General features: G+C 33.2%; 12 protein-coding genes and 2 riboswitches. Of the genes, 3 read left to right on the top strand and 9 right to left on the bottom strand.

Translation table 11 applies throughout. The features are described 5' to 3' along the window. Positions 1-483 precede the first annotated feature (483 nt). From ACFWM3_RS18090 to ACFWM3_RS18070, 5 genes are all read right to left on the bottom strand, one after another. Entirely contained in the window at positions 484-1,302 is an 819-nt protein-coding gene (locus ACFWM3_RS18090) for an SDR family oxidoreductase (RefSeq protein ID WP_390312335.1), read from the bottom strand. Between the two features lie 804 nt (positions 1,303-2,106). Continuing rightward, entirely contained in the window at positions 2,107-3,441 is a 1,335-nt protein-coding gene (gene glnA, locus ACFWM3_RS18085; RefSeq protein WP_056470085.1) for a type I glutamate--ammonia ligase, read from the bottom strand. 114 nt (positions 3,442-3,555) lie between these two features. Next, positions 3,556-4,857 (bottom strand): glutamine synthetase family protein, encoded by a 1,302-nt coding sequence (locus ACFWM3_RS18080; RefSeq protein ID WP_390312334.1) that lies wholly within the window; start codon positions 4,855-4,857, stop codon positions 3,556-3,558. Positions 4,858-4,914: 57 nt separating this feature from the next. Beyond that, positions 4,915-5,316: a MerR family transcriptional regulator gene (locus ACFWM3_RS18075; protein ID WP_056470089.1), complete on the bottom strand. Its 402-nt coding sequence runs from the start codon at positions 5,314-5,316 to the stop codon at positions 4,915-4,917. Positions 5,317-5,599: 283 nt separating this feature from the next. Continuing rightward, on the bottom strand, positions 5,600-6,028 hold the full coding sequence (locus tag ACFWM3_RS18070; protein ID WP_390312333.1) for a GNAT family N-acetyltransferase: 429 nt from the start codon (positions 6,026-6,028) through the stop codon (positions 5,600-5,602). A 388-nt stretch (positions 6,029-6,416) separates the two neighbouring features. On the opposite strand from ACFWM3_RS18070, the gene ACFWM3_RS18065 reads away from it, so the two are divergent. Continuing rightward, positions 6,417-7,076 (top strand): CatB-related O-acetyltransferase, encoded by a 660-nt coding sequence (locus tag ACFWM3_RS18065; protein ID WP_390312332.1) that lies wholly within the window; start codon positions 6,417-6,419, stop codon positions 7,074-7,076. Positions 7,077-7,305: 229 nt separating this feature from the next. Here ACFWM3_RS18065 and ACFWM3_RS18060 read toward each other — a convergent pair whose 3' ends face one another. From ACFWM3_RS18060 to ACFWM3_RS18045, 4 genes are all read right to left on the bottom strand, one after another. After that, positions 7,306-7,677, bottom strand: a complete 372-nt coding sequence (locus tag ACFWM3_RS18060; protein ID WP_056470097.1) for a cysteine-rich CWC family protein — start codon at positions 7,675-7,677, stop codon at positions 7,306-7,308. Positions 7,678-8,863: 1,186 nt separating this feature from the next. Continuing rightward, positions 8,864-9,913, bottom strand: a complete 1,050-nt coding sequence (gene mtnA, locus ACFWM3_RS18055) for an S-methyl-5-thioribose-1-phosphate isomerase (RefSeq protein WP_390312330.1) — start codon at positions 9,911-9,913, stop codon at positions 8,864-8,866. Between the two features lie 6 nt (positions 9,914-9,919). Further along, positions 9,920-11,095, bottom strand: coding sequence for an S-methyl-5-thioribose kinase (gene mtnK, locus ACFWM3_RS18050; RefSeq protein ID WP_390312370.1), 1,176 nt, complete (start codon positions 11,093-11,095; stop codon positions 9,920-9,922). A 71-nt stretch (positions 11,096-11,166) separates the two neighbouring features. Then, a riboswitch (SAM riboswitch) is annotated at positions 11,167-11,325 on the bottom strand. Positions 11,326-11,388: 63 nt separating this feature from the next. Beyond that, positions 11,389-12,171 carry a carbon-nitrogen family hydrolase gene (locus ACFWM3_RS18045; RefSeq protein WP_390312369.1) on the bottom strand — a complete coding sequence of 261 codons (783 nt, stop codon included), beginning with the start codon at positions 12,169-12,171 and terminating at the stop codon, positions 11,389-11,391. Between the two features lie 143 nt (positions 12,172-12,314). On the opposite strand from ACFWM3_RS18045, the gene ACFWM3_RS18040 reads away from it, so the two are divergent. Both ACFWM3_RS18040 and ACFWM3_RS18035 read left to right on the top strand, forming a co-directional pair. Further along, positions 12,315-13,502, top strand: a complete 1,188-nt coding sequence (locus tag ACFWM3_RS18040; RefSeq protein ID WP_390312329.1) for a pyridoxal phosphate-dependent aminotransferase — start codon at positions 12,315-12,317, stop codon at positions 13,500-13,502. Between the two features lie 58 nt (positions 13,503-13,560). Next, a riboswitch (SAM riboswitch) is annotated at positions 13,561-13,664 on the top strand. Between the two features lie 64 nt (positions 13,665-13,728). Then, positions 13,729-14,949 (top strand): 2,3-diketo-5-methylthiopentyl-1-phosphate enolase, encoded by a 1,221-nt coding sequence (locus ACFWM3_RS18035; protein ID WP_056470111.1) that lies wholly within the window; start codon positions 13,729-13,731, stop codon positions 14,947-14,949. The last annotated feature ends 3 nt before the right edge of the window (positions 14,950-14,952 follow it).

Below are 14,952 nucleotides of genomic sequence, written 5' to 3'. Positions count from 1 at the left end.
CATTTACCGACTAACCACAAGTTGGTCTCTTATATTCTCCCATGCTTTATCAGTAACTTTATTTTCCTTACTTTTTCGTTAGAATAAATACTTATCTTCACTTAGATCGAGTTCTTCAGTTAAGCTGTTTTGTTTCGAACAAAAAGAACTAGCAGACTCTAATTCACGAACTTCAAAATTTCTATGTTCGAACATTCTACAGTAATGGATATCTTTAATACTCATACAAAAAGAACTTATTCATCTAGTATAAGAATAAGCTCTTCTATTTGCGCTTTTCATCTATCTGTCGAAGTGCACTAAACTTCTATTTCATTTTTAAACAATTTAAAATAAATCAGTATATCGTAAATTTGAGAGTTACCAACTTTCAAGCAACTTAACAAAATTTCTATATTTAGTATTAATAGAACCGGTAGATTAAATACTTTGAAATTATTCTACCAAATTAAAAAATTTATGTATTAGTTTGAATACAATTCATCATTTAAGCAAGTCTGAATAGTCTATAACAAATTGTTCAAACCTAGTTGATTCCCTCCCTAATAAATCCTCTAAATCTGTTGTTATTTTTTTTGCAAGTCCTAATTTTGCGGTTGTGTATATACCGATCATAACTATAATAAAATCGCGAGCTAACCCTTTTTTTCTCATTTTTCTCCAAAAGGTTAAAATACTTGGATTTGTATATGTTATGTCTTTTTGTAGGTGCTTTGATAAGATCTCAGCCACTTCAAAATAACTAATAGCTTCATTTCCAGTTAACGAATAAGCTTTGAACCTATGACCATTTTCGGTTAGTGCTTTTGCGGCCACCACACCGATATCTCTTGTATCGATAAAACTCGTTTTCCCTTTACCCGCTGGTACAAATATAATATTTTCCTTTATCAGTTCTTCTACATGTTGATTTAATAAATTCTGCATGAAAAAACTTGGTCGTAAAAATGTATAAGGGATCCCTGAGTTGATGATTAATTCCTCTATCTTGGAATGCGGAACTACCTTATTTTTATCAGCACCTAATAAAGACAAAAATACAATTTGTTCAATCCCCACTTCTTTTGCAATTTCAATAACTGGTTCAAAATATTTCTTATCAGCAAGATGTGGAGGACGTATTAAAAAAAGCTTTGTAATCCCTTGAAAAGCAGGTCTAATAGATTTGGGATCTTCAAAGTTTAAATAAACATCACTAGTATTTTTTTTACTTGTGGATATTTTAAAATTAGCATGTAGCTTTACCAGTTCTCTCACAACTTCTTTACCTACAGTACCTTTTGCACCTGTGACTAGAATCAAATTGTTCACTTCTTTCTATTACTTTCTTTTTCGTAGTATTATATGTAAATTGCTTTAATAGTCCTTTCAATAGCACAACCTCATTCATATTTACTTGAACATCTTTTGTTACTACTCCTCCAGAACTCTAATAACATTTTTTCCGTTGATAAACTTCAATGATTATTATATCCACAATCACGCCTAAAATTTGGTTATATCTCATCACTTTATTCGAACTAGTCTGTATATCATATTCTAATTTTAGTTTGATAGATCATTCGAGTTAGATATCGCGTAAGCGCACTTCCTTAATCATTCCAAGTCCCAATTCTTATAGTGTTCACAATTTTGTTATATCTTCTAAATACTACGTATTAAAAATCTTTATTAATATTTTTTAATAGTTTATCATAATTATATATACTTAAAAGTTAATTATTAAGAAATAAATGTGAACATTCAATTTATCGTTCAACGTATTCAAACATAACCAGCCGTGATAACGGGTGGTTTGCTCTGCGGCTGAAAGCCTTTATTACTGAGTAAATCCTAAAGGTCTACTGAACAGTTCGCCTGAAGTTCTACTTTTACCGGCCAGACCTCAAAGGCCTTCTGCTTACTTTCTTTTCTTTTTCTGTATCTCTTAATCAGTAAATAGATCTATGTATTCCATCATGCTTAACTGTTCCGCCCATCTTGTAGTTGATTTCGTATATATTCTTTTGTGGGCGATTTATGGGTAACCTAATTAATTGATATGAAACCAACAAACTGCCCATAAATAAAAACCCTTAACGCCAATAGCGTCAAGGGTTGATTTGATTAATATACTGACATGTATTGATCTCTTTCCCAAGGGTGAACTTGAGTACGGAAGATATCCCATTCGATTTCTTTTGCTTCTACAAAGTGTTCGAATAAGTGTGATCCTAATGCACCAACGATTACTTCGTCAGTTTTTAATAGATCTAATGCAGCTGCTAAAGTTGCTGGTAAGTCGATGATTCCAACTTCTTCGCGCTCTTCTTTAGACATAACGTAGATGTTACGGTCTACTGGAGCTGGAGCTTCTAATTTATTTTTGATTCCGTCTAAACCTGCTGCTAATAATACTGATAATGCTAAGTATGGGTTTGCAGCTGGGTCAACTGAACGTACTTCTACACGTGTGCTTAAGCCACGAGATGCAGGAATACGAATTAGTGGACTACGGTTTCTTGCAGACCAAGCAACGTAACATGGAGCTTCATAGCCAGGTACTAAACGTTTGTATGAGTTTACAGTTGGGTTTGTAACAGCTGTAAAGTTCGGAGCATGTTTTAAGATCCCTGCGATGAAGTGACGTGCAGTTTCACTTAAACCTAATTCACCAGTCTCATCGTAAAATGCGTTTTTGCCATTTGTAAATAATGATAAGTTACAGTGCATACCTGATCCGTTTACACCAAATAATGGTTTTGGCATGAATGTCGCGTGTAAACCATGTTTACGTGCGATTGTTTTTACAACTAATTTAAATGTTTGAATGTCATCACAAGCTTTAATTGCACCAGCATATTTGAAATCAATTTCATGTTGTCCTGGAGCTACTTCGTGGTGAGATGCTTCGATTTCAAAGCCCATTTCTTCAAGTTCAAGAACGATATCACGACGGCAGTTTTCACCTAAATCAGTTGGTGCTAAGTCGAAGTAACCACCTTTATCATTTAACTCAAGAGTAGGTTCACCTTTTTCATCTAATTTAAATAAGAAGAATTCTGGCTCAGGCCCTAAGTTGAAATCTGTGAAGCCTAAAGCTTCCATTTCTTTTAACATACGTTTTAAGTTATTACGAGGATCTCCTTCAAATGGAGTGCCATCTGCATTGTAAATATCACAGATTAAACGAGCTACTTTTCCTTTTTCAGCAGTCCATGGGAAAACTACCCAAGTGTCTAAATCAGGGAATAAATACATATCTGATTCTTCGATACGAACGAATCCTTCGATTGAAGAACCGTCAAACATCATTTTATTGTCTAAAGCTTTTTCAAGCTGACTTACTGGTATTTCAACGTTTTTGATAATCCCTAGTAAATCCGTAAATTGTAGACGTATGTACTTTACGTTTTGTTCTTTTGAAATACGGAAAATATCTTCTTTTGTAAACTTAGCCATTATAAAAGTTCCCCTTTCGTATGCAACAAACAAAATTAGTCTAACACACTTTAAAATAGAAAAGTAGAGATATGCTACTTCCACTTTTCTATTTTTTTATTTTAAGTTTAGTGATTAGCAGTTTAAATATGTTTCTTTTTCCCATTCCGATACACGTAATCGATATGCATCCCATTCATCTTTTTTGTTTTGAAGGAATGAATAAAATACATGTTTCCCTAAAACTTGCTGTAGGAATTCACTGTTTTCTAGTTCAGTAACTGCTTCAAGTAAGCTTCCAGGCAATGTTTCAATGCCTTCTGCTTTTCTAGTTACGTCATCCATCAAATACAGGTTTTCACTACGCTCGACTGGAGGTGTTAACTTTCTTTCAATACCATCCAAGCCGGCTGATAATAAAACAGCTAAAGCTAAATAAGGATTTGCAGATGGGTCTGGATTTCGCACTTCGATTCTAGTACCTGCACCTCTTGCAGCTGGTATACGAATTGTACATGTACGATTACTTTGTGACCAAGCTACATAAACTGGTGCTTCATAGCCTGGAACTAAACGCTTATATGAATTAACTGTTGGATTTGTAACTGAAGCATTTGCACGAGCATGTGTTAATACACCTGCAATAAATTGTCGCGCTGTTTCAGATAATCCAATTGAATCATGCTGATCATAAAAGGCATTACCATTATCATTTCCTAGACTCATATGACAATGCATACCTGAGCCATTTTCTCCAAAAATTGGTTTTGGCATGAATGTAGCAACTAAACCATTTTTCTCAGCAATTGTTTTAACTGTATATTTAAATAATTGAATATTATCAGCTGTTTGTAATCCTGGTGCGTATTTCCAATCGATCTCATGTTGACCGATTGCAACTTCGTGATGTAAAGCCTCAACTTCTAACCCTAACGCCTGCAGGGCCTTCGTAATTTCACGTCGTATTGTAACTGTTTTATCTAGGGGGGCTACATCAAAATATCCACCATTGTCATTTGGAACTAACTGATTTCCTTCCTTATTAAATAAGAAGAACTCAGGTTCAGGTCCTACATTAAAAGAAGCAAATCCCTTGTCAGTCGCTTTTTCAATTGCTCGTTTAAGCACATTTCTTGGATCACCTTCAAAAGGTGTACCATTCGGATAATGAACATCACAAATGAAGAGTCCAACTTTTTCAATAGTATCGACTTTCCAAGTATTCAAATCTGGGAAAAGCATCATATCACTTGCTTCAATTTTTGTGAATCCGTTAATACTAGAGCCATCAAACATAGTTTCATTATTAAGTATTTTTTCAATTTGTGTGATTGGTAGTTCTAATTGTTTGAATACCCCTTCTACATCTGTAAAAAATAACTGTACAAATTCAAGACTGTGTTCTTCAACACTATTTAAAATCGTTTCCTTTTTCATTTATATTTCCCCCCATATAAATATAAAAGCTAGAATAATCCGGATTTAATCAATAACTTAATGAAAGAATCGAGACATATCTCCTTGTCGTAAAGAAGTTCTACCTAATTTACCATTTTGATATAACTCTTGACGAAGCATTTTTCGAAGCTGTTCATCTGATATTGATTTTTCAACAATGACTTGTTGAACCACTGTTTCTTTGGATTTTTCTGACGATTTTAAATTGAGTACTTCTTTAATTCCTGCTAAATTTAAGCCTTGTTCTATAAAAGTTTTTATCTCTAATAATCGATCGACATCATTGAAAGAAAATAATCTACGATTACCTTCAGTACGAGCTGGACGTATTAAATCATGCTCTTCATAATATCGAATTTGTCTTGCGGATAATTCAGTTAACGAAATGACTATTCCGATTGGGAAAAGTGGCGTTGAGCGTCTTACTTGATCATTCATAGCAATGCTCCTTTCGTTCATCTATAAGTATTTTATTTCATGTTAGATAATCTGTCAATACAATGTTAGAAAACCTAACATGAAATTATTTGTTTTTTATTCTATGCAATATTAGTTAAAATTCTACTATTTAATTAAAAAAAATAATCTCCATTAGTTTGGAGATTATAACGGTTTGTATTCTCTTCATATATGATTAAATACGTTTATTTGTTGAGCGTATTTAATCTTGGTTTCATTTGAACGTCCTCAAATTTAACTGATATGATATTCACTAAGTACTTTAAAATGATAAATCTTTTTTTAAAAAGAAATGCTCATAATCTCTTCCCACTTTATCAAGTGTTCCATAAACATGATAGCCGAACTTTTTATAAAAATCTAAAGCCTGAAAGCTCAAAGTATCTACCTTTATGAAGTCACAATTCTTTTCAAGTGCAATTTGTTCAACTTCAAGTAACAATTTGGTTCCATATCCATGTTTACGAATATCTTCATCAATCATAAAAGTATGAATTTCTAACCAATTCCAACAAATCTCACCTAATATTCCGCCACGCACATTACCATTTTCATTCTTAAGAAATATATTAATCTCTTGATATCTGCCCCTTAAATCTTCAGGAAAATGTTTTAAATTAAATTCATACAAACTACTATTAATATAATTTTTATCTTTCTCATTTAAATCTTTAGTTATATGTAGATCCATTTCAACTTTTCTCCTATTCTGTTTCATTCGATTATTAAGTAAATATTACATAATTGTTTTCGCTAAGAAGATTTTACAGTGGTAGCATATTAAATTTTACCATATTCCTCCTTTTTTCTTCTTAAATATTGCATTCTTGTTTAACTATCCATTTACTTTAATAAAAAAGACTCATATTGCCAGTTAATCTTCAACTAACGCACGAATAGTTTAAGTACATATTTCTACAATTTGACTAAAGTAATTTATTAAGTTATGATTTTTTTACTTTTATAGAAAGGCTGAGGATAATGATTCGTCGTTTAAAAAAGTTTAAAAATGTCGCTGTGGTATTAAGCTTCTAAGTAAGTTCTAGAATCTACAATACTTAGAAGCGAGGAAAATAATTATGAATCATCCATTATTTAATCATTGGTCTGAAACAAAGTATTTAAAAGATATAGTGACAAATCCACTCATTGAAGTAGGGGAGTATTCCTATTATTCAGGGTATTATGGTAATCAAAATTTTGAAGATGGCTGTGTAAGATATTTATGGGGTGATGCTAAATCTCAAGAACTTTTCAATCCAATTGAACAGTTTGGTTGGCATCTAGATAAACTCATTATTGGAAATTATGTTTGTATTGCAAGTGGAGTTGTCATTTTAATGGGTGGTAATCATAACCACCATTTAGAATGGATCACTGTTTATCCATTTGTTGAACAAATAGGACAATCTTATGAACCAAAAGGTAACACAGTTATTAAAAGCGATGCCTGGATTGGCATGAACGCTATTATAATGCCTGGTGTTACAATTGGTGAAGGCGCAATCGTTGCAGCAGGTTCTGTGGTATCTAAAAACGTACCTCCATATACAATAGTTGGTGGAAATCCTGCAAAAGAAATAAAGAAACGCTTCACAGATTCAGAGATTAATAAACTAATGAAAATGCGTTGGTTTGATTGGGATAGAGAATTAGTTAAGAGAGCGATACCTCTTTTGTCCAATTCATCCATTGAAAAGTTATATGATTTTTATACCAACAAAGTAAAAGAAAGATAATTAAGTTAGACAAGCACATTCTAAATAGGATGTAGCTTTTTGCATACAATTTTTATTTATTACGCAAAATTGGCAGGTTTACTCTTTATAGCAAACCTGCCAATTTTCCAATAAAAAGATTCACATTTTGTCTGGATAATTGAAAATTTTTGACAAACTATTAGTTGGTTTAGTTATACAAGAATACAACCTAAACGAAAGAACGGCGTGTTCTTGATTAACTCCCTAGTCAAACTCCTTTATTACGTTCTTCTGTGCAACTTAGGTAATTAGCACATTTCTCTTTGAAACACTTGGTTACTGTTCCTGGCTTAAGATTATCTTTAAACTTTTCATAGCAGTAACACACTTCATCGTCCTGTTCAACTCCACTCTTCCGACTAAATACTTTTGGTCCGATATCAGAAGGCTTTAGGTCTTCTATTTTGTTATCTTCTTTATACTTATCTAAACACGACTTACATATACAAGATCTTCTTACCTCTTCTTGTGGTATCTGATTAAATATCTCTCTTGGGAAATACTCATCATTACACCAACAAGTCTTCCCACTTGAGCACTTATTCTCATTACCACACATGGGACAGAGCTTAATTGCCATTATATACCCTCCTCAATTAACAATCTTAGTTACAATTTTTAGCGGACTTTTTAGCAGAAGATTGTAGAAACTCTTCTGCGCATATCATATAAAAGTAATCTTTTAGTGTCAGAGTATTTCTCTAATTAGTCATCTTTTTACAATTGTAGAGATCGTTGCACATCCTCTAAATATTCTATGGGATTTATGATTTGATCTAGTTCAAAAGTGACTTTAATTAAATTCAATTTCTAATTCCATCAATTAATGTTTATATTATTTATGTACTACTGACGAGATATTTTGTCTTCCTATATAACTATTAATTTTTTACTGCTTCAATTCTTCTTTTGAACTCTTCTTTCCCCTCTTCGCTTTCTATATTATTCAGCACCCTCCCAAGATAGCGTACTTCTCTTCTTTATAAACTGCAAACCCCTTAAACAATGCTTTTTCATGTTCCAATCTCTCTTCAATTTGTTTTTAAGGAAAACCTTCTCCAATTTCCCCTTCTTGTTCAGTACGGTCATTTAATTTTTGTACGGAACAGCTTCACCATATCGCTTCCATTTGGAACAATTTATCCTAATTACATAATGATTCTTAATGATAGTCAACAAAAAGCCAATCCCTTCTACAATTAGGAATTGGCTTTTTTGAGTTTTCTCTTATTTTTATATAAATAATACATTAATAATGAATTTAACTTATAACTAGAATAAACATCAAACGAAAATATGTTAAACTGTCTGAAAAAATTCAGTTGATTCGAACCCCCCATTTAATCGAACAAAATTGACCAATCCGTTAAGATTCTCGGAAAGTGTTAAATCATTTGTTTTTGAATTATTGCTACTTTAGCAATATGAGTTTCTTCCTATATAGTAATTCATTTTTACAATAATGTTATTTCTACAAATATTTTCCATTTAAAGTAATGACAATTAATTCATTTTTATTTTTTCTATATAAATAGAATTTCCCGATTCACAAATACGAATATTTCGAAACTCAAAATCTAGATAATAGGGCTTATTATATTTTTTAATAACAACTTAAATTGCAATAATCGCCCACCAAATCTTATATTGATAAAGTGTTAAAATTTTATAAAAATCAGAAAAAATTGCTCTTTTTAACTATTTCCTAGGGAAGAAGTTAACGAATAAATGGTAATCGTTTTTCTCTATTAAATGCAATCAATAAATTACTCTTGCTCCCAACTTTTAAAAGTTTCCTTATAATCGCTAGAAACAATTCCTTTTTCTGTAATAATCGCCGTAATTAATTCATTCGGCGTCACGTCAAACGCTGGGTTTAATACATCGATTCCATCAGGTGCTATTTGAACATTTCCGATATGTGTTACTTCAGTACGATCGCGTTGTTCAATTACAATTTCGCTCCCTGATTCGATTGATAAATCAATTGTTGATAAAGGAGCTGCTACATAAAATGGGATTTGGTAAAAGTTTGCTAAAATCGCTAATTGTAATGTTCCAATTTTATTTGCAGTGTCCCCATTAGCAGTAATGCGATCAGCTCCAACTATAACTGCATCAACTTTTTTATTTTGTAATAAGTAGCCGACCATATTATCTGTCAATAATGTAACTGGGATACCACTTTGGTTCAATTCCCAAGATGTCAGTCTTGCCCCTTGAAATACTGGTCTAGTTTCTGTTGCATAGGCTGAAATTTCCCAACCTTTTTCTTTTGCTAAGTGAAGTGGAGCTAAAGCTGTTCCGTAGCGACTTGTCGCAATACTTCCTGCGTTGCAATGAGTTAATACCGCTGCACCGTCATGTAATAATGTTAAAGCGTTTTCACCGATTTCCTTGCAAGTTGCCTCATCTGCTAAATGTAATTTTATCGCTTCTTCCATGATGATTAATTTAGCTTCTGATACAGTAACTGCTTCTTTACTAGATCCAATTAGTTTTTCAACTGCCCATGCTAAATTTACTGCAGTTGGTCTAGCACTAATTAGTTCATCCGCTAATAATCTTGCTTGTTGATGAAATTCTTCAATTTGTTCAGTTTCAATTTCTCGAACACCTAAATAAAGTCCATACGCAGCTGCTAAACCGATCGCTGGTGCTCCTCTTACTTGTAATTTTACGATTGCTTCACGTACATCTAATAATGTTGTTGCATCTAAATAGTATATTTCAGTTGGTAATTTTGTTTGGTCTAAAATTTTTAAGCTTTCACCGTTCCATTGTAATGATTCAGGTATTTGCTGTAATGTAGTCATCGATTATTACTCCAATCCATTAAGTAAATTTCCAATATTTCTAATAGTAAATCTATTTTTTATACAATAAACTCCGAATTTTAAGACTTTTTTCTTTGCTTCAATTTTTTGATTATGTTCCAGTGCATCAATATCTTCAACATGAGCAAGACCGATACTTCTTCGGATTAATTCACATCCAATAACCCCAATTGCATCCACCCAATATCCTTCTAGTTTTTCTTTAATTAAAGCTTTTTGGTTAAACGGTCTAACACTATGCTCTTCCCATAGGCGAATAAATGTTTCATTAAAAACTTTTTCAATGTTTAAAATGTGTTCAATAATTTCGTCCTTTAGTTCAGTACGACTGAAAAGTTGAAAAAGTAAATTTGCCTGAATTTGCCCTAAATCAAATCCGATTGGTCCGACAAATGCAAATTCCGGGTCAATTATTTTTGTTTCTGTTTCAGATACGAAAATGCTTCCCGTATGTAAATCACCATGTAATAAAGCTTCTTTTTTCGATAAGAAATCTAATTTTAGTTTCGCAACCTCAATTTGTAGATCTTCATCATTCCATAGATTTTGAATTTCATCTGTTAATTCTTCTTCAAAACTATTTGTTTCACTGTTAAAAAATGGGTCCGTGTAAACAAGATTTTCTGTTATATCACATAAGTCAGGATTATTAAAAAGATACTCTAACTCTTTTTTCTTAGCCGGTGAAGTTCCAAAGTCTGAAGTGAAGAATAATGATTTAGCTAAAAATTCTCCAATATGTTCAGCTAAAAACGGATAGCTTTTTTTCTCAATGAAACCTTTTCGTAAAATTTGCAAGTGAGATAGATCCTCCATTACAGTTACAGCTTGATCTTCGTCATGTTCTAAAATTTTTGGTGCATGTAATGGGATTAGCTCATTGTATATTTTTGTCGCATTACTCTCGATCGTCGCTCGCTTTAATGTAAGTGGCCAGCTTTCTCCAACGACTTTTGCGTATGGTAGAGCCTGTTTTATAATTAACCCTTTCTCGCTTCCTACGGGATTAACTTTAAACACTAAATTTAGATTCCCATCCCCGATTTCTATACTTTCACATAGTTCATTTTTAAAATAGCCAAGTTTTTGTAAATAAGTAATTGCAGTTGCTTCTGTTAAAGGTCTATATTCTTTTCGTTCAATGACAGTCACTAAATTCATCCCCCTTGAATTTTGCAAAATAAAAAGCCTCTTTTCCGAGACGAAAAGAGGCAATACTAATTGGCTTTCGTCTCTTATCTACCAGAAAATTTCTTTTCTGTTGGAATTAGCACCGTGCCTTACTGAGCATTTAAGCTCAGGCGTATACAATACGCCCCATTTCACAATGGTATTACGGTCGGTTGCTGGGCATCGTCGGGCCAAATCCCTCCGCCTACTCGAAATAAGAGTTCGCATATTTGATTTTATAATCGTATTTTAGTTTATAAATTTTTAATTTGTCAATCACTTTTTTAAATTTTTTTGTAAATTTCTTCTTTTCTGTCTTCAAAAATAGGGATTGTACCGCGTATTTCATCGACTTTTTTCGGATCAATTTCACCGAATACGATTTCTTCATTCGTGCTACCTTTGGAAATTACTTCTCCCCAAGGGTCAATGATCATTGATCCTCCGCCAAATGTATTCGCTAAATCTTTTCCTACTCGATTACAAGCAACAACATAACACTGATTTTCAATTGCTCTTGCTTTTAACAAGATTTCCCAATGATTCATTCTTTGAATTGGCCATTCAGCGACAAAAAATAAAACTTTTGCACCTTTTTGAGAATGAGCTCCAATCCATTCAGGAAAACGCAAATCATAGCAAACAAAACCTGCAGCTGTTAATCCCTCGATTTCAAAAAGACCGTCTGTTTCCCCTGATTGAAGATAGTGATGCTCGTTCATTAACTGGAACAAATGAACTTTATCATAAGATTTTACTAATTCACCAGTATTGCTAATAACAATTAACGTATTCGTTACCCCATTTTCTCTTGCAATTGGGAACGAACCAGCAATCAATATTACATTATTTGATTTTGCAATCGACTGAAGTTCAGAAATAATCGCTTCTTGTTCACCTGTGTGCAAGCCAATCTCTTCCAAACAATAGCCTGTTGTCCATAACTCTGGTAATACGATAACCTGAACATTTTCTTTAACAGCTTCGTTTATTTGAGTTTTCATTTTCTCTAAATTAGACTTTGATTTACCTAAAATAACGTCAGATTGAATACACGCAATTTTAATCACAATTTATTCACCCTATTCTAAATTTTATAGACATTTTTAAATCGAGCATATATGATGGTGAAAGTTATTGCAACAATCGTTCCTGAAAATCATTCGATTAAGTAACGATTTAATCAACTTAAATTAATTATATTTTTGGAGTGATTAACTTGAATCATAGTAAACTATTAAACAATTTACCTAAACAATTTTTTGCTTCACTAGTCCAAAAAGTGAATCAGTCAATTAGTAATGGTCACGATGTCATTAATCTTGGTCAAGGAAATCCAGATCAGCCAACACCCGACCATATTATAAAAGCATTACAAAAGTCTGTTGAAAACCCTTTAACTCATCGTTATTCTCCGTTTAGAGGGATGAGCTCTCTAAAAAATGCTGTTGTAGAATTTTATAAACGAGAGTATGATGTTGATTTAGACCCAGAGGAAGAAGTAGCCATATTATTCGGTGGAAAAGCTGGATTAGTTGAGCTACCACTTTGTTTATGTGACGCTGGAGATACAATTTTAGTTCCAGATCCAGGCTATCCAGACTATTTATCTGGTATATCTCTTTCAAAAACAGTACCATACATGCTTCCATTACTTGAACAAAATCAATTTTTACCAGATTATAAATTAATTCCTCAGGATGTTTTGGATGCTAGTAAAATATTATTTATCAATTATCCAAATAATCCCACTGGCGCTATCGCAACAGAAGAATTTTTTAAAGAAACAGTTAAGCTTGCAAGAAATAATCAAATTACAGTTTGTCATGATTTTGCTTATGGCGCATTTGGTTTTGACGGCAAAAAACCTTTAAGTTTTCTTCAAACGCCAGGAGCAAAGGAATGCGGGATTGAAATTTATACCCTCTCTAAAACTTATAATATGGCTGGTTGGAGAATCGGTTTTGCAGTTGGAAATAAAGAGGTTATTTCAGCAATTAATCTATTACAGGATCATCTTTACGTTAGCATCTTCCCTGCTGTTCAAGAAGCTGCCGCTGTTGCGCTTACAGAATCTCAAGAAAGTGTAAAACAACTATTAGCACTTTATGAAGAGCGTAGAAATGTATTTATTAGCGGTTGTCACGAAATTGGATGGGAAGTAACTGCACCAGCAGGGTCCTTTTTTGCATGGCTAAAAATTCCAGCAGGTTTTACATCACAGGAATTTGCTGATCTATTACTTGAAAAGGCTCATATTGCAGTCGCTCCAGGAAATGGATTTGGAGAATATGGTGAAGGGTATGTAAGAGTCGGCCTACTATCAGATACTGATAGACTGAAGGAAACAGTTGCTAGATTAAAAGAGATTGAAGTATTTTCAAAATTTAATGTTTGACAATTATGATTGTTCATGAAATAATGCGATTAGATTAATAATTCAAAATTAAATATTAACTTTATTCAGAGTAGGTGGAGGGACCGAGCCCGACGAAACCCGGCAACCGGCTAGTTAACTAGTACGGTGCTAATTCTCGCAGCATTTGCTGACAGATAAGGTGTAGGTAAACCTCTCCTTAGTGGAGAGGTTTTTTGTTTGATTAAAACTTTTTGGAGGTTTTGAAATGAGTGGAGTAATAGCAACTTACCAAGTTTATGATAAAAATCATCATTTAGAAAAAAAGGCAGAGTCAATCGCTCTAGGTTTAACGGTTGGTTCTTGGACGTCATTACCTCAAAATGATCAAATTCAATTACAAAAGCATAAAGGTAAAGTTCTTTCAGTTCGTGAAATAGAATGCGAAGAAAATATCGTTAACTTTTTAGGATATAAACCAACAAAAGGGATTATTGAAATTTATTATCCTAGCTTAAATTTTTCAGCTGATCTTCCAGCTATTTTAACAACAGTTTTCGGTAAGCTATCCCTTGATGGCGAAATTAAACTAATAGATTTAAATTTTACTGATGACATTTTAAATTTATTTCCGGGTCCAAAATTTGGTATTAAAGGCATTCGAGAAAAATTGGATGTATATGATCGACCTTTATTAATGAGCATTTTCAAATCAATAATCGGCAGAGACATTCAATACATTTCAGAGGAATTAAAAAAGCAAGCTTTAGGCGGCGTTGATTTAATTAAAGACGACGAGATACTTTTTGACACGAATACATCTATAACAGATCGCGTCACTCACGGAAAAAATATTTTGAACCAAGTTTATGAAAAAACAGGACACAAAACATTATACGCGGTGAATTTAACTGGCCGTACATATGAGTTAAAAGAAAAAGCATTACGTGCTGCAGAAGCTGGTGCGGATGTATTTTTATTAAATGTATTCTCGTATGGAATTGATGTACTTCAAGGTTTGGCAGAGGATCCATCAATTAATGTTCCAATTATGGCCCATCCTGCTGTTTCGGGTGCGTTTACAGCATCACCAATTTATGGAATTGACGCAGGATTATTATTAGGGAAACTTTTACGAATTGCAGGTGCAGATTTTAGTCTATTCCCTTCGCCATATGGTTCAGTTGCATTACAAAAAGAGACAGCTTTAAAAATCGCTGAAAATTTAACTGTATCAAATGGATTAAAAGAGACATTCCCAGTACCTTCTGCTGGAATTCACCCTGCGCTAGTGCCTCAATTAATTCAAGATTTTGGAATTGAGCAAGTCATCAACGCTGGTGGCGGTGTTCATGGTCATCCGGATGGTCCGATTGGTGGAGGTAATGCATTTAGAGAAGCAATTTCAGCAACACTGTCTGGAGTTGGGCTAAAAGAATACGCACTTCCAAATACATCACTACAAAAAGCATTACAACTTTGGGGGTAAACA

The organism is Gottfriedia sp. NPDC058432 (genome assembly GCF_042721555.1).
In the GTDB taxonomy this organism is placed as follows: domain Bacteria; phylum Bacillota; class Bacilli; order Bacillales; family Bacillaceae_G; genus Gottfriedia.
This window is presented reverse-complemented; position numbering and strand designations above follow the sequence as displayed.